This window comes from Citrobacter sp. wls827 (genome assembly GCF_005280875.1).
Taxonomy (GTDB): Bacteria; Pseudomonadota; Gammaproteobacteria; order Enterobacterales; family Enterobacteriaceae; genus Citrobacter; species Citrobacter youngae.
Window position 1 is genome coordinate 308115 of record NZ_SZWR01000018.1, and the last position, 20039, is coordinate 328153.

Annotated in this window: 20 protein-coding genes and 2 tRNA genes; 17 read left to right on the plus strand and 5 right to left on the minus strand. The window is 51.0% G+C overall.

All coding sequences use genetic code 11. The features are described from left to right. On the plus strand, positions 1-1290 hold a 1290-nt coding region (recD, locus tag FDX03_RS14695; RefSeq protein ID WP_249357069.1), incomplete at its 5' end, for an exodeoxyribonuclease V subunit alpha. A gap of 47 nt (positions 1291-1337) precedes the next feature. On the opposite strand, the gene argA is transcribed toward recD, so the two are convergent. Beyond that, positions 1338-2669, minus strand: coding sequence for an amino-acid N-acetyltransferase (gene argA, locus FDX03_RS14700; RefSeq protein WP_003034012.1), 1332 nt, complete (start codon positions 2667-2669; stop codon positions 1338-1340). 234 nt (positions 2670-2903) lie between these two features. On the opposite strand from argA, the gene amiC reads away from it, so the two are divergent. The 10 genes from amiC to FDX03_RS14750 all read left to right on the plus strand — a co-directional run bounded on the left by amiC (position 2904) and on the right by FDX03_RS14750 (position 12530). Continuing rightward, on the plus strand, positions 2904-4157 hold the full coding sequence (gene amiC, locus FDX03_RS14705; RefSeq protein WP_137346119.1) for an N-acetylmuramoyl-L-alanine amidase AmiC: 1254 nt from the start codon (positions 2904-2906) through the stop codon (positions 4155-4157). 386 nt (positions 4158-4543) lie between these two features. After that, positions 4544-5113 (plus strand): fimbrial protein, encoded by a 570-nt coding sequence (locus tag FDX03_RS14710; RefSeq protein WP_249357070.1) that lies wholly within the window; start codon positions 4544-4546, stop codon positions 5111-5113. Between the two features lie 53 nt (positions 5114-5166). Further along, positions 5167-5703 (plus strand): fimbrial protein, encoded by a 537-nt coding sequence (locus tag FDX03_RS14715; RefSeq protein WP_115601538.1) that lies wholly within the window; start codon positions 5167-5169, stop codon positions 5701-5703. Positions 5704-5713: 10 nt separating this feature from the next. Continuing rightward, positions 5714-6259, plus strand: coding sequence for a hypothetical protein (locus FDX03_RS14720; RefSeq protein WP_137346121.1), 546 nt, complete (start codon positions 5714-5716; stop codon positions 6257-6259). 12 nt (positions 6260-6271) lie between these two features. Beyond that, entirely contained in the window at positions 6272-6856 is a 585-nt protein-coding gene (locus tag FDX03_RS14725; RefSeq protein ID WP_137346122.1) for a fimbrial protein, read from the plus strand. An 80-nt stretch (positions 6857-6936) separates the two neighbouring features. Beyond that, positions 6937-7665: a fimbria/pilus periplasmic chaperone gene (locus FDX03_RS14730; protein ID WP_202927495.1), complete on the plus strand. Its 729-nt coding sequence runs from the start codon at positions 6937-6939 to the stop codon at positions 7663-7665. A 41-nt stretch (positions 7666-7706) separates the two neighbouring features. Continuing rightward, positions 7707-10319, plus strand: a complete 2613-nt coding sequence (locus FDX03_RS14735; protein WP_137346123.1) for an outer membrane usher protein — start codon at positions 7707-7709, stop codon at positions 10317-10319. Then, the gene (locus FDX03_RS14740) at positions 10316-10885 is read left to right on the plus strand and encodes a hypothetical protein (protein ID WP_137346124.1); all 570 of its coding nucleotides are present in this window, start codon (positions 10316-10318) and stop codon (positions 10883-10885) included. Before FDX03_RS14735 ends, FDX03_RS14740 begins: the two co-directional genes overlap by 4 nt. 16 nt (positions 10886-10901) lie before the next feature. Further along, positions 10902-11483 (plus strand): type 1 fimbrial protein, encoded by a 582-nt coding sequence (locus FDX03_RS14745; RefSeq protein ID WP_137346125.1) that lies wholly within the window; start codon positions 10902-10904, stop codon positions 11481-11483. A 12-nt stretch (positions 11484-11495) separates the two neighbouring features. Beyond that, complete coding sequence (locus FDX03_RS14750; RefSeq protein ID WP_137346126.1) at positions 11496-12530, plus strand: fimbrial protein; 1035 nt, start codon at positions 11496-11498, stop codon at positions 12528-12530. A gap of 134 nt (positions 12531-12664) precedes the next feature. Here FDX03_RS14750 and FDX03_RS14755 read toward each other — a convergent pair. Beyond that, a tRNA-Met gene (locus tag FDX03_RS14755) sits at positions 12665-12741 on the minus strand. Between the two features lie 48 nt (positions 12742-12789). Beyond that, positions 12790-12866 (minus strand) — tRNA-Met (locus FDX03_RS14760). Between the two features lie 205 nt (positions 12867-13071). Here FDX03_RS14760 and mltA point away from each other — a divergent pair. Together mltA and tcdA are read left to right on the plus strand one after the other, a co-directional pair. After that, positions 13072-14169, plus strand: coding sequence for a murein transglycosylase A (gene mltA / locus FDX03_RS14765; RefSeq protein ID WP_137346127.1), 1098 nt, complete (start codon positions 13072-13074; stop codon positions 14167-14169). A 134-nt stretch (positions 14170-14303) separates the two neighbouring features. Next, a complete protein-coding gene (gene tcdA, locus FDX03_RS14770; RefSeq protein WP_003825630.1) occupies positions 14304-15110 on the plus strand; it encodes a tRNA cyclic N6-threonylcarbamoyladenosine(37) synthase TcdA in 807 nt (268 codons plus the stop codon). A gap of 68 nt (positions 15111-15178) precedes the next feature. Here tcdA and csdE read toward each other — a convergent pair whose 3' ends face one another. Then, the gene (gene csdE, locus FDX03_RS14775; protein ID WP_048213096.1) at positions 15179-15622 is read right to left on the minus strand and encodes a cysteine desulfurase sulfur acceptor subunit CsdE; all 444 of its coding nucleotides are present in this window, start codon (positions 15620-15622) and stop codon (positions 15179-15181) included. Then, a complete protein-coding gene (csdA, locus tag FDX03_RS14780; protein WP_137346128.1) occupies positions 15622-16827 on the minus strand; it encodes a cysteine desulfurase CsdA in 1206 nt (401 codons plus the stop codon). The genes csdE and csdA overlap by 1 nt, the downstream gene beginning before the upstream one ends. A gap of 192 nt (positions 16828-17019) precedes the next feature. On the opposite strand from csdA, the gene FDX03_RS14785 reads away from it, so the two are divergent. The 4 genes from FDX03_RS14785 (at position 17020) to rlmM (ending at position 20034) form a co-directional block, all read left to right on the plus strand. Beyond that, a complete protein-coding gene (locus FDX03_RS14785) occupies positions 17020-17247 on the plus strand; it encodes a YgdI/YgdR family lipoprotein (protein WP_048213094.1) in 228 nt (75 codons plus the stop codon). Positions 17248-17609: 362 nt separating this feature from the next. Continuing rightward, positions 17610-18527 (plus strand): glycine cleavage system transcriptional regulator GcvA, encoded by a 918-nt coding sequence (gene gcvA, locus FDX03_RS14790; protein ID WP_005130970.1) that lies wholly within the window; start codon positions 17610-17612, stop codon positions 18525-18527. A gap of 18 nt (positions 18528-18545) precedes the next feature. Beyond that, positions 18546-18941: a DUF423 domain-containing protein gene (locus tag FDX03_RS14795; RefSeq protein ID WP_003034037.1), complete on the plus strand. Its 396-nt coding sequence runs from the start codon at positions 18546-18548 to the stop codon at positions 18939-18941. Beyond that, positions 18934-20034 (plus strand): 23S rRNA (cytidine(2498)-2'-O)-methyltransferase RlmM, encoded by a 1101-nt coding sequence (rlmM, locus tag FDX03_RS14800; RefSeq protein ID WP_048213093.1) that lies wholly within the window; start codon positions 18934-18936, stop codon positions 20032-20034. The genes FDX03_RS14795 and rlmM overlap by 8 nt, the downstream gene beginning before the upstream one ends. Positions 20035-20039 lie beyond the last annotated feature (5 nt).

Below are 20039 nucleotides of genomic sequence, written 5' to 3' on the forward strand. Positions count from 1 at the left end.
ACGACAACGGTGGCGAGGCTGCTGGCGGCGTTGATTCAGATGGCGGACGGTGAACGCTGTCGTATTCGTCTGGCGGCGCCAACGGGAAAAGCGGCAGCCCGTCTGACCGCCTCGCTGGGCGCGGCGCTGCGAGAACTGCCGCTGACCGATGAGCAAAAGAAGCGCATTCCCGATGATGCCAGTACATTGCACCGATTATTGGGCGCTCAGCCTGGAAGCCAACGCCTGCGGCATCATGCAGGAAACCCACTGCATCTGGACGTGCTGGTGGTGGATGAAGCCTCGATGATCGATTTGCCGATGATGTCGCGCCTTATCGATGCGCTACCGCCACATGGGCGGGTGATTTTTCTTGGCGATCGCGACCAGCTCGCTTCCGTTGAAGCGGGGGCGGTGCTGGGGGATATCTGTGCTTTCGTCGGTGATGGCTTTACCCCGGAGCGTGCCCGCCAGCTTAGTCGCCTGACTGAAACCACTATTCCGGCAGGTTCGGGAACTCAGGCGGCTGCTCTGCGCGACAGTTTGTGCCTGCTGCAAAAGAGCTACCGTTTCGGTAGCGATTCCGGAATCGGCCAGTTGGCTGCGGCGATTAATCGTGGTGACAAAGCCGCGATAAAAACGGTCTTCCAGCAGGGATTTGACGACATCGAAAAACGCGCTCTGCACAGCAGCGAAGATTACGCAGCGATGCTGGAGGAAGCGCTGGCGGGTTATGGGAACTATCTCGATTTACTGCGCGAGCGTGCCGAGCCGGATGCTGTCATTCAGGCCTTCAATAAGTATCAGCTATTGTGCGCCCTGCGGGAAGGTCCGTTTGGCGTGGGTGGCTTGAATGAACGCATTGAGCAGGTGATGGCGCAAAAGCGCAAAATTCACCGTTCGACGCATAGCCGCTGGTATGAGGGAAGGCCGGTAATGATCGCGCGCAATGACAGTTCGTTGGGATTATTTAACGGTGATATTGGTATTGCCCTCGATCGTGGGCAGGGCCTGAGAGTGTGGTTTGCGCTGCCGGACGGTTCTATCAAATCGGTCCAGCCCAGTCGCTTGCCTGAACATGAAACGACCTGGGCAATGACCGTCCATAAATCGCAGGGATCTGAGTTTGACCACGCGGCGTTAATTTTACCCAACCAGCACTCACCCGTGGTGACCCGTGAGCTGGTCTATACCGCCGTCACCCGCGCACGCCGTCGTTTGTCACTGTATGCCGATGAACGGATATTGAGTAGCGCCATTGCCACCCGAACCGAACGCCGAAGCGGATTGTCGGCGCTGTTTAATCAATAACATTTGCTGGCCGGATAAGGCAGTTATGCCGCATCCGGCAACCACTCCTATGCCAAATCCGCCATCAGCACTTTTGACCGCCGCTGATAGTTGTACATCTCTTTTTTGCTTTCCGGCAGCAGGTCGATATCTACCGGGGTGAAGCCTCGCTCCTGAAACCAGTGAATGCTGCGTGTGGTCAGCACGAACAGCTTGCTCAGCCCCATTTGCCGGGCCTGCGCGGCGATCCGTTCCAGCAACACTTCCCCGCGCGACGAGCTACGGTAGTCCGGATGTACCGCTACGCACGCCATTTCGCCAATTCTCTCTTCCGGGAAAGGGTAAAGAGCGGCACAGGCGATAGTCAGGTTATCGCGCTGAATTATGGTGAACTTGTCGATCTCCATTTCCAGCTGTTCGCGGGAGCGGCGGACCAGAATACCTTGCTGTTCCAGCGGGCGGATTAGCTCCAAAATCCCGCCGATATCGTTAATGGTGGCGCGGCGGATCTGCTCGGCGCTTTCCATTACGATCTGCGTACCGATGCCGTCACGGGAGAACAGTTCCTGCAGTAATGCGCCATCTTCCTGATAGCTAATCAGATGGCAACGGCGTACGCCACTGCGACAGGCTTTCACTGCGCCGCGTAGGAAGCGCACCGTGCCGGAGCTGTAATCACCTTTCTCTTCCTGCAATTCAACGCGAGCCTGGGCTTCGTTGGGAAACAGCTCGGAAATAATATCGCCATCATCGTTGGTGACGCCCTGAGAGGAGCAAAAGCCGATCATCTTCTCCGCCTTCAGTTTGATAGCCAACTGCGTGGCGACCTCTTCTGACGTCAGGTTAAAGCTCTCACCGGTGACGGAAACGGCGACCGGTCCCATCAGCACAATCGCGCCGCTATCTAACTGACGGTGAATGGCATCTTCATCGATGCGACGAATACGCCCGCTATGGCAGTAATCTACGCCGTCATCAACGCCCAGCGGCTGGGAGATAATAAAATTACCGCTGACCACATTGATATGCGCCCCCTGCAACGGCGTATTATTCAGGCTCATCGACAGGCGGGCGGTAATATCAAGCTGAAGTAGCCCCGCAGCCTGTTTGACCAGCTCCAGGGTTTTCGCATCGGTGACGCGCGTGTTTTTGTGGTACACCGGTTCATGATGATGCGCCGCAAGATTGGCATCAATCTGCGGTCGTGCGCCATAGACCACGACCAGGCGGATGCCGAGGCTATGAAGAAGACCAATGTCATTGACGATACTGGAAAAGTTTTCATGCTCGATGGCTTCGCCGCCCAGCATAATGACAAACGTTTTTCCCCGATGGGTATTGATATAGGGAACAGAATGGCGGAATCCCTGTACCAGTTCGGTTCTACGCTCCTTCACCACGGCACACCCTCATTGCATGATTATTCGTAATTTGTGTATTTTTATTCTGTTTTTGCGCTGTACGCAAGCGTAATTTTTACCCATACCGAAGATTTTTATCAGTAATACCGTGAATATAAAAAGAATGTTTACCCTTTTATAGATGACAGATTATGCGTCATTCGCTAAAGTTTCCGGTCAATTCGGACGTTTTACGTATTACCTCAATACAGATTTCTTTTGCTCGGGAGAAGCATGTCGGGATCCAACTCAGCAATCAGTCGCCGCCGTTTACTGAAAGGTGCGGGTGCTATGTGGCTTTTAAGCGTCAGCCAGGTTGGTCTGGCTGCCGCGAGTCAGGTCGTTGCCGTACGTATCTGGCCTGCGTCCAGCTATACCCGCGTCACGGTAGAATCTAACCGTCTGCTGAAATACAAACAGTTTGCCCTGAGTAATCCTGAGCGTGTGGTTGTGGATATTGAAGACGTTAATCTGAACTCGGTGCTCAAGGGCATGGGAGCGCAGATTCGTCCTGACGACCCGTATATTAAATCGGCGCGCGTTGGCCAGTTTGATCCACAAACCGTGCGGATGGTGTTCGAGCTGAAACAGAATGTGAAGCCGCAACTTTTTGCTCTGGCGCCGGTGGCGGGCTTTAAAGAACGTCTGGTGATGGATCTCTATCCCGCGAATGCCCAGGATGTTCAGGATCCTCTGCTGGCGTTGCTGGAAGATTACAACAAGGGCGATCTGGATAAACAGGTTCCACCTGCGCAGAGTGGCCCACAGCCGGGCAAAGCGGGACGCGATCGCCCCATTGTTATTATGCTGGACCCGGGCCACGGTGGGGAAGATTCCGGCGCGGTGGGGAAATACAAGACGCGTGAAAAAGATGTGGTACTGCAGATTGCCCGCCGTCTGCGAGCCCTTATAGAGAAAGAGGGCAACATGAGGGTCTTTATGACGCGAAATGAAGATATTTTCATTCCGCTTAAAGTCCGTGTGGCAAAAGCGCAGAAGCAGCGCGCAGACCTGTTTGTCTCGATTCACGCCGATGCCTTTACCAGTCGACAGCCCAGCGGTTCGTCGGTGTTTGCGCTCTCGACCAAAGGCGCGACCAGTACCGCGGCGAAATATCTGGCACAGACCCAGAACGCCTCGGATCTCATCGGTGGCGTCAGCAAGAGTGGCGACCGCTACGTCGACCACACTATGTTCGACATGGTGCAATCGCTGACCATCGCCGACAGCCTCAAGTTTGGTAAAGCGGTATTAAATAAGCTTGGTAAAATCAACAATCTGCATAAGAACCAGGTTGAACAAGCCGGGTTTGCGGTGCTAAAAGCGCCGGATATCCCGTCCATTCTGGTAGAAACGGCATTTATCAGTAACGTTGAGGAAGAGCGCAAACTCAAAACGGCGACCTTTCAGCAGGAAGTTGCAGAGTCGATTCTGGCGGGGATTAAAGCTTACTTTGCCGACGGGGCGACGCTGGCGAGAAGGGGATAAATACACGTCCTGGCATTCCGGTGCGATATAAAGAATGATTGTCCAGGACGAAATATTATAGTGGGAGTATTTACTGGTTCATCTATTATTATCGGATAAGTTGTCGATAAATTCATATTCATGAAATACCCTGTTAGTGATTCAATTTAGAAATTGGTTTATCTATCTGAAATTTATACCTAATAGATAGTTAATTATATTGAAAATATTATTGCATTTATTGACTAATAAGTTTTTTATATTGTTTTTTTCCTAAAAATAAATCTGATGATGTCTTCTGGCACATAGTATCTCTTTACTTGGGATATAATTTTCTCGCATCACCTCTGGCAGGAATGCAGACACCATAAATTATGGTATTGGATATTTATCACCAAGGGAAAAAAATGAAAAAATTCACTATTGCAGCCATTGCTATGGCATTTGCAGGAAGCGCCTTCGCGGGCGATCAGGACTCTGCGGATATTCATTTTGCAGGTGAAGTGCAGACTAACATCTGTACGGCGGAGCTTTTAGGGGGAGGAACTTCCGTGCAACTGGATCCGACTGACGTTAAAACCGTAACGGCAGCCACCACTGACTCGGTAATGAAAAAAGACTTCACAGTATCTCTGGACTGTACTGCCCAAGGGGCCAAAGACAAAATTACCGGTGCGAGCTATGCCACTGTAGAAGGCTATCTGGCAGCGGCAAAAGGTACAGCGATTAATGCCAGCACTTCTGCGCTGGATAACTCCGACGTTACGGCTGCGGGTGCACAAGGGGTTGGTTTCCAGGTGCAAAACAAAGACAGCAGCAATGCAGTCCAGACGTTTACCACCGCGGATCGCGTGTCGAAAGTGATCGATACTGCAGCGCCAATGCTGTTCAATTATAACGTGGGCTATCTGAAAACCGGCACTGTCAGCGGCGGTCTGGTTGCGGCTGACGCCATGTTTATCGCAACTTATCAGTAATAATACCAGGCAGGGCCGTTAGGCCCTGCTTTTGCATCCAGGAAGGAGGGAGTGTGCGTAAAGGAAAACCGTTATTGTTGCTCCTGATGATATTCGGCCTGCTAAGTGGGCAAAAAGCGATAGCTGCCGCTCAGTTTAAGGTGGAAGGGCAGATTTATAAAACAACCTGTACCCTACAAACACCGGGAGATGGTACTTCGATAGCGTTAGAAGAGGTGACAACAGAGGCGTTAATTGCTTCAACGACTCTCGTTTCAGCGAAAGAATTTACTATTAACATCAATTGTTCCGCACCCTCCTACTTGCATGAAGTAACGGGGAAATTTACCACGGATGGCGAGATTGATAGCAGTGTAAAAGCATTAAAAAATACGATTACCGATGCGACTGGCGCAAAAGATGTCGGCCTACAAATTAAAGATAAAACTACTGACACTGTTGTTGACTTCAGTACCACGCAGCAGTTCACGTTGCCCTTGAGCAGTGATAACAGCGCCTCGTTTCGCTTTGAGATTGGTTATATCAACCTTGGCGTACCGGAAAAAGGCGATGTGCATGCGGCGGCGACTTTTACCCTGACCTATGCCTGATGGAGCGTCTGTGAATAAATCGATTTTTTTGCTGCTACTGTATGGGTTGACGTGGGAAAATTCAGCGTGTGCTGCCGATACGCTGGAATATGAATTTACTGGTCGGGTAACGGAGTCAACTTGTAAGGTGGAACTTTACAGTTATGCAGCACTAATTGATTCTATTGGATTGGTCGCCAGGTTCGGCAGTATACCAGCCGTAGGCGATATTAGGTGGTTATCGGAAATGGGAGATTATTATTTCCGTGTCACCTGCCCATCCGGGTATGCGGCGTCAGCGGTGACCGGAAAAATAACCACATCGCAGGAGGTTGATGCCGCCACCCTCGCAATTAAGTCTAAAGATAGAAATAATCAGTTTGGCTTTGTTTTTAAAGATACCGATCAGAATGTGATGATTGATTTTAGCACAGTGGAAAATACGCAATCCCTTGTGCAGAATAGTGATGCGAAAACGGCGGATTTTAATTTTATGATTGGCGTCGTGCCTTATGGCGCACAAGTGGACTACGGTGAGCTTGATGCTTCTATTATGTTTTCTGCCACCTTTCAGTAATAGGGGAAGTAAATGAAATATTTATCTTTCCTTTTATCTCTGATGGTCTTTTGCGCTTTGGGCTCGGATACGATACAGACGCCTGAAATTGCTGTTCGGGCTAAGATCTTGCCCGTGCCCACAAAATGTAACGTATGGGTCGAGGTGGATGGTGTGAGCAGTACCACCATTACGTTAGAGACGGCCTCCCTGAAGGATATTCAGGGGGCGACCTCAAGTCCGCTGCATCAAAAGAGTTTCGTTATACGTTCTGAGTGTACGGAGGCTGAGGCGTTTCACCCAAATATTCGTTGGGTGACAAGCGGAGAGACCGATCCTGCAACTTATGCGTTAAAAAATACCACCTTATCAGGTGCGGTAAACGTTGGCTTCCAGGTACTGGATCAATCAACACCACCGGGTTCAGTCATAAATTTCGAGACGGGCAGCCGGAAATATTATGAATATGTAACTGTGGGTCGTTGTTATAGCTTCGAGGAAGTCGAGCCAATTTGCTATAACTGGGAGTCAACCTATTCTGTCGGTTATATCGCCTACGGTACACCTGGTGCGGGTATTGTTACGGCAGATGCTACCGTGATCATTAATGTTGAATAAAGTATCTAAAAATGCATTTAGTTTGTTTATACAAAAATGCAGGATAATGCGTAAATAATATTTATATCAAAGGAATTAATATGAAAAGGTATTCCTGTTCGCTATTTGCTGCGTGTTTATTAGTGATGACCTGTACTTCATCATCGCTGGCCAGTGTTGTTATTCAGGGCACGCGTATTATTTATCCTGAAGCGGCGAAAGAAGTAACGGTAAAAATGGTCAACGAAGGCAAGTCACCTTTATTAGTTCAATCCTGGCTGGATGACGGTAATGAAAATGGCGACCCGGCAAAAATGAAACTGCCGTTTATTGTCACACCGCCGGTCTCGCGTCTTGATCCACAAAAAGGTCAGAGCGTGCGTATTACCTGGACCGGTCAGGCATTGCCGCAGGATAAAGAGAGTATTTATTGGTTTAACGTGCTGGAAATTCCACCCAAAGATAAGAGTGCGGAAGGAAAAAGCAAGCTTAATCTGGCGTTGCGTTCGCGGATTAAATTTTTTTACCGTCCGGCATCGCTGAAGGGCAGTTTTATTGATGGTTTAAATAATGTTAAGTGGTCGCTGGTCAATGATGCGGGCAACGTGGCGATCGTCCTGCAAAACGACTCGCCTTATTATCTCTCGCTGATTGGCGGCGCGGTATGGGCAGGGGCGAAAAAATATGAGTACAAACCGAAAATGTTGAGTCCTTTTAGCGAAGAACGTTTTGTGGTTCCGCAATTAACGACGACTTCCATTAATAAAGTGTCATGGGTTGCATTGAATGATTACGGTGCAGATTCGGAAGTCGTTAAGACGATTAAATAAGGCAGTACCGGCAGAGTAACAGGATTATTAATTTAAAGGGAATGATAGTGTGCCGATTATCGCGATCTATTTATTTATTGACGTTTCTGACCGGTTTTTTTTCGCTGGCGTCCGCACAAGCAGATGAAGGCACGCCCGATGAAAGCGCCAGCACCGAGGTGGTGGAGTTTAGTGACGCCTTTCTAATGGGCGATGCAGGCAGCCAGCTTAACCTGAAGCGTTTTTCACGTGGAAATCCTGTTCTTGCCGGGACATACAACGTTAAAGTTTTCCTTAATGGCAAGGAAATGTTCAAAACGCAGCTGACTTTTCACGAAAACAATACGGATTATGCGTCGGCGTGTTTTACCCATGCGCTGCTGGAGCAGCTCAATGTGGATCCCGCGTTGCTGAATCAGGAGGATGAGGACGCCTGTTATGATCTGGCCGCCATCCTGCCGAAGTCATCCAGCCGCTACGATCCGTTGACGCAGGAAATGAATGTGACGATCCCGCAGGTGTATCTGGTCAGTCATCCTGCGGGTTACATTCCTCCCTCACGTTGGGATTCCGGGATCCCGATGGCGATGCTCTCCTATAACGCTAACGCCTGGCATGCCAAAAGTAACGGTACCACGCAGGACTCTTTTTACACCGGATTGATGTTTGGTGTGAACCTTGGCGCATGGCGTTTACGTTCAAATGGCGCATACAACTGGGATAGCGACAACGGCGGAGAGTACAGCAGCTACGATCTCTTTATTGCGCGCGACATCGTGCCGCTGCGCGCAAAACTGGAAGTCGGGGATGTTCGTACTAACGCCAATATGATGGACTCCATTTCTCTGGACGGCGTGCATCTTTACAACGACGCGCAGATGGATCCATCGGCTAATAGCTATGTGCCGGTGATTCGCGGCGTTGCGAACAGCAATGCCAAAGTGACGGTACGCCAGGAAGGACGTATTGTCACGCAGGTCACCGTTCCGCCGGGGCCGTTCGCCATCAGCGACTACTATGCCGCACAAAACGGCAGCGATCTGGACGTTACCGTTGAAGAATCTGACGGCAGTACTCGCGTATTTTCCATGCCCTATGCCTCTATTGCCCATTTGCTGCGTCCTGGCGAAGTGGACTGGGATATCGGTATCGGCACGATAGATAAAGACACGGTTGATGAAACGCTGTGGGCGGGAGTCGCCACCGCCTCTTACGGCTTGAGCAATATGTTTACCGCCTACGGCGGTGTGCAAATGGCGGAAAATTTATACACCGCCGGAATGCTCGGCGTGGCAATGAATACGGGTATCGGGGCGTTTTCATTCGACGTGACGCACTCACAAACCACCGCCGATGACGTTGGCACCTTAAAAGGGCAGAGTTACAGCCTTAACTACAGTAAAAATTTCACGGCGACGGGGACCACCTTCAGCGTGGTCGGTTATCGCTTTTCCTCGGAAAACTACCTGTCAATGAACGATGCGTTGTCGCTTAAAAACACGCTGAATAATTATGCTTCTGATAATAGCACCACCACCCGGGAGGCGTATCACGCCTATACGCGCACGCGCAACGAGATACAGGCCAACGTCTATCAGGATGTGACTATCAATGGTGAAAGTTATGGCTCGTTTTATCTGAATGGGACCTGGCGTAGCTACTGGGGCGATGATGGCAACACCTCGCAGTATTCCGTGGGCTATAGCAGCTCTGTGGGGAGCGTGAGTTACAGCATTTCCGCCCAACGTAGCTATAACGAATTTGGTGAGGAAGACGACAGCATCAACCTGGGTTTCTCTATTCCGTTGGGGTCAGGATCCAGCGTGGACTATCGTCCGTTCTCCAGCATGAGCGTCAACAGCAGTAGCGATTTTAAAGGTAATGACAGCATCAGCGCGATGGCGACAGGAAGCTCGCGAGACAATATGTATAGCTACTCCCTGAATACCACAAGCAGCCGCAACAAAGACAGCGAAGATCTCACCACGGTCGGCAGTTGGGTGACGCGCAACGGCGCGTACAGCACTACCTCATTATCGGCGACGCAAGGGCTTAACGGTGATCAACAGTATTCGCTAAGTGCAACCGGTGGCGTGGTGCTGCATAGCGGCGGGCTGACGCTGGCTTCCGGTTATTTAACGCCAGACTCGACGATGGCGCTGGTACACGCCAGCGGGGCGAAGGGCGCGTCCGCCTCAATGGGCAATGGGCAGGTAGACGGTTTTGGCAATATGGTCGTCACCAGTCTGAGCCCCTACCGCGAAAACACCGTCGGTCTGAATATTGACACGATGGAAAACGATGTGGCGATCGGCAATACCACCGGCGTCGTGGTGCCTACCAGCGGGGCGCTGGTGCGTGTGGATATCGAAACCGATGCCCGTAAAGCGTTTATGTTGGAACTGACGCGCGACGATGGCGGGTTTATTCCGCTGGCGGCAGATGTGCAGGATAGCACTGGTAGTTCGGTCGGCACCGTCGGTCAGGCGGGGATTGCCTTTGTGCGTGGCGTGGATGACAGCGGTACGCTCTCTGTCATTTGGGGCAGTGGTACAGAAAGCCGCTGCCAGGTGAGTTATCAACTGGATAGCAATGCCAACATGATCGGTAAAACGCCGCTTATCCCCGGTCTGCGCTGCCGGATGACATCAACCAGCGTGAAGGTGACGCCATGATCCATAACCGAATTTATCGCCATTTAGCATTTGGCCTGTTCTCGTTTTGTTTTAGCGCCGCCAGTTTCGCTACCTGCGTCAATGCTAATGTTTCAAGGTGCGTCGGCAGCAGCAAAGAGATTCAGCTGACGGTAAAAGCGCGCCTGCAGGAAGCTTCATGCAATGTATCTCTGGGGAGTTCCGCGGGTGGAGGAGAGAAATCACTGACCTTCGATTTCGGCAATGTGTTGCGCAGTGGCCTGCGTTACAAGACCAATGATTATCTCGTTCAATATCTATATATTGCGTTAAAAGACTGCAATGACATGTTTAATAAAGCACAAGTCGCATTTAACGCCGATACCTGTACAACCGATAATAAAGTTGCCTGCGATGGCGTTCATTGGGCCGGCGTCAAAATAAAAGATGATAGCGATTCTGAAGTGGAATTTAATAAATGGAATGATCTGGTCTTGACCACAAATACTATTCCTCTGTGGGCGAGGTACAGACTGTATTTAGTGGAGACGGACGGCAGTTCTGAAAACTATAGTCAGGCGATTCAGATTATTGTGCGCTATAACTGACGGTAAGGAGTGGATCATGCATAACTTAATGTTTTATCTGCTGATGCTGCTGATTTCCACCCCGGCGCTGGCGGCAGAGAGTTGGATTGAGGCACCGACGATGACGCTGACGGTAAAGGCTACGGCGGTAACATCAGTGTGTGATATTCGTGTTGCAGAGGGATATGTAACTCTCCCCGGCGCTGATATCAGGCTGTTTGAACCCAGTGGTAGTTATTATTCTCTGGGGCCAGGGGATTATGGCAGTGATGACAATCTCTATACCCCGTTTGATATTACGCTCTCTGGTTGCGGTAGTGAATCCGCAGCAATACAGCGAAGGATGCGGTTAACGTTTTCCGATGCTACTGGAGTCGCTTCGCTACTACCTGGTGTATTTGTTGACCAGCCATCAGCGGGTATCGGAATCGTTATTTTTGATATAAATAATAGTGCATATGTCAGGAATGTACTGCTGAATGATATTTCGTTTCTCGGGCTTATGACGGATGACGAGCAAACCTTTCATTATGCGGCACGCTATCAGTACATAGCGGGTGGAACGCAGGAAGCTCGCCGCTTAAGTGCATCGGTGATTGTTTCCGCAGCTTATGAATAAAAAGGATGCTTTATGCTGAAAAAATATGGAATTATCACGCTGCTAGCGTTGGGGTTATGTGGCGTTCACAGCGCATTGGCGAACTGTTCATTCACCACACCGACGGGAACATATATTGAGCAAACCATGGCAACGTCGCCAATAACGGCGGTCACGCTGACAAACTCAGATATGCAGCAGTTATTCCGCAGTTCGTTACTGGCCGGCGGGCCGGTAATCTCCACCTGTAGTTCGTCTACGGGAGACGCGATGAGCGTCGACGGGGATTCTTTTTCTTATGCACCACTGTCTGAAACGCTGTCTGATGGTGGGATGCTGATAGGCGCTGGTGCCAATGGATTTGGGTATGGACTCTGGTACACCGTGACCTATGGCGACGGCAGCGGTAGCACTTCGGGGCACCTTAACAACGGATATATGTTCAGCGCGACCCCTGCCCAACTTAATGGCGCCAAGTGGGAGTTCTGGGCCGAATTATGGTATGCGGGGGGGAGTTTTGGCGATCGTGTAAAAGCGAGTGAGATCTCAGCCATTAATTCAACATATTTTAAATTAGGCTTTAATAATACTCTGAAGGGGTTCAGGTTTAATGCGCCTGCCATTCCGATTACGCCTACGACCTGTAATTTGAGACTCAGCTCACCGGAGGTTGATTTTGGTGAGTTTGACTCTTTGAGTAAAGCTAAAACACAATCATTTACAGTTTATTCAGGCACTTGCAGTATGGTCAGTAGAATGGAACTCCGCATTCTCAGCAATGGAAATCCCGTTGACACTAATCAAAATTTATTACTCAATAAGCTAACGGGTGATAATGCCGCCAGTGGTTTTGGATTGGGGTTCTATCCTAAATATGGTTTCGCTGACATGAATCTGGCCCTGGATGTTCCGTTGGGTGAAGGAATTGAGCCAAGTGACGATCATTATGTAGACGGATTTATGTATGTGGGCAATTATACCATGTATGCGTTTCTGAGAGCCGATGGAACAACGCTAAAGGCCGGAGATTTTGAAGCCACTGCGACCTTTAATGCCAGCTACTATTAACCCTGGCGAATGATATACCGTCCGTAGAATTGACCGATACGGGCGGATGACAGACACAAAAAAACCGCATAAAGCGAAACGCTTTTGCGGTTTTATTTTTCAAGGTCTTATTAAATGACCTTAACAGAATATGTTGGTTGCGGGGGCCGGATTTGAACCGACGACCTTCGGGTTATGAGCCCGACGAGCTACCAGGCTGCTCCACCCCGCGTCCGTCATTACTCTTCCATCGAGTAACGTTACTGCTTCTGATTTTAATTGGTTGCGGGGGCCAGATTTGAACTGACGACCTTCGGGTTATGAGCCCGACGAGCTACCAGGCTGCTCCACCCCGCGTCCGTGGATGCGCACTATACTCTGCTAATGATTTCATGCAACCCTTTTTTCACCTTGATCACGTTTTTAGGGCGAAAACGAACAAAAACAACGCATTCTGGATTGTTTTTTGCGCAAAATTTGCGTTCGGGTAGGTATACGCATTTCATTAGGTTCGGGGGTTTGTTATCTTCGTCTCGCATTCAGGCAACATAAGACGAGAACAATGAAAGGACGTTGGGCAAAATATCTTCTGGCGGGAGCAGTCGTCGCGATGCTCGCAGCATGTTCCTCAAAACCCACCGATCGTGGGCAGCAGTATAAAGACGGGAAATTTACCCAGCCTTTCTCACTGGTGAACCAGCCTGATGCGGTTGGCGCGCCAATTAACGCCGGTGATTTCGCCGAGCAGGTTAATCAAATTCGCAGCGCATCGCCACGTTTGTACGGTAACCAGAGTAACGTTTACAACGCTATCCAGCAGTGGCTACGTGCGGGCGGTGATACGCGCAGTATGCGCCAGTTTGGTATTGACGCCTGGCAAATGGAAGGGGCGGACAACTACGGTAACGTTCAGTTTACCGGTTACTACACACCGGTTATTCAGGCGCGCCATACGCGCCAGGGCGAGTTTCAGTATCCTATCTATCGTATGCCGCCAAAACGTGGGCGCTTACCAAGCCGTGCCGAGATCTATGCTGGCGCGCTGAGCGACAATTACATTCTGGCGTACAGCAACTCCCTGATGGATAACTTCATTATGGATGTTCAGGGCAGTGGTTACATCGATTTTGGCGATGGCAGCCCGCTGAACTTCTTTAGCTATTCCGGGAAAAACGGTCACGCCTATCGCAGTATCGGTAAGGTGCTTATCGACCGTGGCGAAGTGAAAAAAGAAGATATGTCGATGCAGGCCATTCGCCATTGGGGTGAAACGCACAGCGAAGCCGAAGTGCGTGAGCTGCTGGAGCAGAACCCATCGTTTGTCTTCTTTAAACCGCAATCTTTTGCGCCGGTCAAAGGGGCCAGCGCGGTACCGCTGATTGGTCGCGCATCCGTGGCTTCTGACCGCAGTATCATTCCTGCGGGCACAACGTTACTGGCGGAAGTTCCGCTGCTGGACAATAACGGTAAATTTACCGGTCAGTATGAATTACGTCTGATGGTGGCATTAGATGTCGGTGGGGCGATCAAAGGACAGCACTTCGATATCTACCAGGGTATTGGTGCAGACGCCGGACACCGTGCGGGGTGGTATAATCACTACGGACGCGTGTGGGTGCTGAAAACATCGGCCAACGCGGGTAACGTATTCAGCGGTTAATTGCCGGATGGCGCTTCGCTTATCCGGCCTGGATTATTGAGTAGGCCTGATAAGGCGTAGCCGCCATCAGGCAGTGATGCAGTCATCAAGGGCGGCATTTGTCCGCTCTTTTTGTTTTCTATATCTGAGGTTCTATGTCTGTGGTTATAAGTGATGCCTGGCGTCAGCGTTTTGGCGGTACGGCGCGTCTGTATGGCGAAAATGCGCTGCAACTGTTTGCCCAATCGCACGTCTGTGTCGTTGGAATTGGCGGCGTGGGGTCGTGGGCGGCGGAAGCGCTGGCGCGTACCGGTATTGGCGCTATTACACTCATCGATATGGATGATGTGTGCGTCACTAATACTAACCGCCAGATCCATGCTCTGCGCGATAACGTTGGCCTGGCAAAAGCTGAAGTGATGGCTGAACGTATCCGTCAGATTAACCCGGAGTGCCGGGTGAACGTAGTTGATGATTTTGTTACGCCAGATAACGTTGCAGAGTATATGAACGCGGGCTTTTCGTATGTCATCGATGCTATCGACAGCGTGCGCCCGAAGGCGGCGCTGATCGCTTATTGTCGGCGCAATAAAATTCCGCTGGTGACCACTGGTGGTGCGGGCGGGCAGATTGATCCTACGCAGATTCAGGTGGTTGATTTGGCAAAAACCATCCAGGACCCGCTGGCGGCGAAGCTACGTGAGCGACTGAAAAGCGATTTTGGGGTGGTGAAAAACAGCAAAGGCAAACTGGGCGTGGACTGTGTGTTCTCGACCGAAGCGCTGGTGTATCCGCAGGCAGATGGCTCGGTATGTGCAATGAAGGCTACGGCGGAAGGGCCGAAGCGTATGGATTGCGCATCCGGATTTGGCGCTGCCACCATGGTGACGGCGACCTTTGGTTTTGTTGCGGTCTCTCACGCGCTGAAGAAAATGATGGCGAAAGCCGCGCGTCAGGCCTGATTGTATCGGATGGCGTGACGCTTATCCGACCTACGGTTCACGCAGCGGTGTAGGCCGGATAAGACGCATCAGCGTTGCCATCCGGCATCCTGAGCTGCCTCAATGAGCGCATTCAGCCCCTGACTACGTGACGCGCTCAGTTGTGCGCTTAAGCCCAACTCATCAAATAACGCCATCGGCGAACGCGTCTGTAACTCCGCGGTAGTTTTACCTTCGATAGCAGTGAGTAGTACCGCCAGCAGGCCGCGCACAATTCGGCCTTCACTATCACCGAAGAAGTGAAGTGTGCCATTCTCATGCAGACTGTACCCCAGCCAAACGCGGTTTTCGCATCCGGCAATCTCTTTTGCCTGCGCTTTCAGATCATCTGAAAGGGCCGGAAGTTGCTTGCCCAGTAAAATAAGTTGACGATATTTATCTTCCCACTGGGTGAGCGGGATAAAAGTATTCCGTAACGTCTCTTCCGTTACGATTGTGCCAAACGGGTGTCCGGCGAGCAGAGGGCTTGTCATTAGTCCACCAATATTTCCAGTGCGCGGTCGACGGCTGCGACCAACGCATCCACATCACTTTGCGTATTATAAGGGGCAAATGAGGCGCGCAGCGTCCCGGAGACGCCCAGCTCCGCCAGCAGCGGTTGTGCGCAGTGCTGCCCCGCTCGCAGCGCAATGCCATATTCGGCCAGTAGCGTCACCATGTCGCTGTGATGAACGCCTGCGAAATCAAAGGCTAACAGACTGGAGTCCTGGCAGCGGAAGGAACGAAATCCTGGCCGCTTTGCCAGCATATCTTCTGCCAACGTCGCCAGACTGCGGCTCCAGTTTTCGGCTTGCACGATATCAATATCCGCAAGCCATTCAAGCGCCGCACTTAATCCAATGACGCCCGCAACGTTCGGCGTGCCTGCCTCAAGCTTCCACGGTGCCGCTTGTGTGGAGAAACCATCAAAGCTGACTTCGCTAATCATTTTACCGCCGCCGAGCCAGGGGGACATGGCTTCCAGCAGTTCCGGCTTACCGTACAGCGCGCCAATGCCGGTGGGACCATACAGCTTGTGGCCCGAGAACGCATAGAAATCAATATCTAACTGCTGAACGTCAGCGGGGAAATGTACAATTCCCTGAGCGCCATCCACCATCACCACCATGCCTGCCGCATGAGCAAGCGTAATCGCGCGGGCTAAGTCAGGGCAGCCGCCGGTGACGTTCGACATCTGACCGAGAGCCAGAATGCGACTGCGTGGGGTGATGAGGTCCGCCAGACGCTCAGTGTCAGGCAGCAAATGGGCATTGAGCGGAAGCTTGATGACGTTGGCCCCCGTTTGCTCCGCCACCATCAGCCAGGGAACCAGGTTGGCGTGATGTTCCGCTACGCTGACGATAATCTCGTCGCCCGGTTGTAAGCGCGGACGCGCATAACTTTGGGCAACCATATTGATAGCTTCCGTCGTGCCACGGGTCCAGACGATTGTTTTGTCATCCGGCGCGTTAATCAGCCGTGCGACTTTTTCCCGCGCGGCTTCATAGCGCGCGGTCAGACGCTGGGCTTCAGCAAACTGGCTGCGATGGACGTTCCCGGCGCTCAGACTATAAAACTGATGGGTCGCCTCAATCACCGCCTGCGGCTTCAATGCCGTCGCGGCGCTGTCGAGATAGACACCTGCATCGTTGAGTGCGGGAAATTGTGCGCGAAACTGCGTGGGGTTAAAAGCGTTCATGGTATTCCTCAGTTCAGTAAACGGATCGTGGCGCAAAAAGGGCGCAGACACAAGGGTTGCGCTAACCATCGGAATCCTCTGGATATCCCCGCGAAGTCTGTGCAGTGTCTTATGCTAGATAGTGTTAGGCGAATAATTTTGCCTGTTATGAAATTCGTTTTATCTGGCATAAATTGCTGTGAGGAGAAGAATATGAAAAAGACTACCGCCATAATCTCTGCCTGTATGCTGACTTTTGCCCTGAGCGCCTGTTCCGGTCCGAATTACGTGATGCACACCAACGATGGCCGGACAATCGTGTCTGACGGTAAGCCAAAGACCGATAATGAGACAGGAATGATTTCGTATAAAGACGCTAACGGCAACAAACAGCAGATTAACCGTACCGATGTGAAAGAGATGGTAGAACTGGAGAAATAGCCGGTCGTCATTGGCAGACACACGGACAAAAAAAAGCACCGCAATTTGGCGGTGCTACATTAATCACTATGGACAGACAGGGTAAATGTACAGGAAGTGAAAAAGGGTAGCTTTGCTACCATGGTCTGAATCGCAGACCAATTGCAAACACAACAACACAACATCACAACCGTAAGCCAAAAGCCCACCAGAACACGCATTCCGATAAAACTTTTCGTTCCGGCTTCAGGAAGTGCCGCCACTATAGGTATTTGCTGGTAGAACCTCAACGGACAATTTATAATGGCTCAGATAAAAAAAACTAATAGGTTACAGCCTGTTAGCTAATTGTTAAATTCATTTAACATCAAAGCCTAAAAGTCATGTCAAAACGATTACCACCCTTAAATGCGTTGCGTGTTTTTGATGCTGCAGCGCGTCATTTGAGCTTTACGCGTGCAGCAGAAGAGCTTTTTGTGACGCAGGCCGCAGTAAGTCATCAAATCAAGTCACTCGAGGATTTCCTTGGGCTGAAGCTGTTTCGTCGACGCAATCGATCTTTACTGTTGACGGAAGAAGGCCAAAGCTACTTCCTCGACATCAAAGAGATTTTTTCGCAATTAACCGACGCGACGCGTAAACTTCAGGCACGCAGTGCAAAAGGTGCGCTTACGGTCAGTTTATTGCCCAGTTTTGCGATCCAATGGCTGGTGCCCAGACTCTCTAGCTTTAACTCAGCTTATCCGGGAATCGATGTCAGGATCCAGGCGGTGGACCGTCAGGAAGACAAACTGGCTGACGATGTGGATGTGGCGATTTTCTACGGGCGCGGCAACTGGCCGGGTCTGCGCGTTGAAAAATTGTACGCAGAATATTTATTGCCGGTCTGCTCGCCGCTGTTGCTTACTGGTGATAAACCGCTGAAGACGCCTGAAGATCTGGCAAAACATACGTTATTGCACGATGCGTCACGGCGTGACTGGCAAGCTTATACACGCCAGCTTGGGCTGAATCATATCAACGTACAGCAGGGACCTATCTTCAGCCATAGCGCCATGGTGCTACAGGCCGCTATCCATGGACAGGGCGTTGCGTTGGCCAATAACGTTATGGCGCAGTCCGAAATTGAAGCCGGACGTCTGGTTTGTCCATTTAATGATGTTCTGGTCAGCAAAAACGCATTTTATCTGGTTTGTCATGACAGTCAGGCAGAACTGGGTAAAATAGCCGCCTTCCGTCAGTGGATACTGGCGAAAGCGGCCACGGAACAAGAAAAATTCCGCTTTCGTTATGAACAATAATTTACGTAGGGTATTAACATGACCAGCCGTTTTATGCTGATTTTTGCCGCCGTCAGTGGCTTTATCTTTGTAGCTCTGGGAGCCTTTGGGGCACATGTTCTGAGTAAAACCCTCGGCGTTGTTGAAATGGGGTGGATCCAGACTGGCCTTGAGTATCAGGCATTTCATACGCTGGCTATTTTTGGTCTGGCCGTCGCCATGCAGCGACGCATCAGCATTTGGTTTTACTGGAGTAGCGTGTTCCTGGCATTAGGGACTGTGCTGTTTAGCGGCAGTCTGTATTGCCTCGCGCTTTCTCATTTACGCCTGTGGGCGTTTGTTACCCCTGTCGGTGGTTTTAGCTTCCTTGTAGGCTGGGCACTGATGTTAGTGGGCGCTATTCGATTGAAACGTAAGGGCGTAAGCCATGAATAAGGTTGTATTGTTGTGTCGCCCGGGTTTTGAAAAAGAGTGCGCCGCAGAAATTACGGATAAAGCAGGGCGTCGCGAAATCTTTGGTTTCGCCCGCGTCAAAGAAAATGCGGGTTATGTCATCTTTGAATGCTATCAGCAGGAAGATGCGGAAAAGCTGGTTAAAGAGTTGCCGTTTAGCTCGCTGATTTTTGCTCGCCAAATGTTTGTTGTCGGCGAGCTACTGCAATATTTGCCGCCGGAAGACCGCATCACACCGATCGTCGGTATGCTGCAGGGCGTGGTGGAGAAAGGCGGCGATTTGCGTGTCGAAGTTGCCGACACGAATGAAAGCAAAGAGCTGGTTAAGTTTTGCCGCAAATTTACCGTACCGCTGCGCGCCGCGCTGCGTGAAGCGGGCGTGCTGGCAAAACATGAAACGCCAAAACGTCCGGTAGTGCACGTCTTCTTTATTGCGCCAGGCTGTTGCTATACCGGCTATTCCTGGCCTGACAATAACTCCCCGTTCTACATGGGGATTCCGCGTCTGAAATTCCCGGCGGATGCGCCGAGCCGTTCAACGTTGAAGCTGGAAGAGGCGCTGCACGTGTTTATCCCTGCCGATGAGTGGGATGAGCGTCTGGCCAATGGAATGTATGCGGTGGATTTAGGGGCCTGCCCGGGCGGATGGACCTATCAGCTGGTTAAACGCAACATGTGGGTTTACTCCGTGGATAACGGTCCGATGGCACAAAGCCTGATGGATACCGGGCAGGTCACCTGGCTGCGGGAGGATGGATTTAAGTATCGCCCGAATCGCAACAACATCTCATGGATGGTGTGCGACATGGTGGAGAAGCCAGCGAAGGTTGCCGCGCTGATGGCACAATGGCTGGTCAACGGCTGGTGTCGTGAGACGATTTTCAACCTCAAGCTGCCGATGAAAAAACGCTACGAAGAGGTATCACAGAACCTGGCTTACATTCAGGCCCAGCTTGATGAACATGGCGTAAATGCCCAGATTCAGGCGCGTCAGCTGTATCATGACCGTGAAGAAGTAACTGTTCACGTGCGTCGTCTGTGGGCTGCCGTCGGTGGTCGTCGCGACGAACGATAATACTT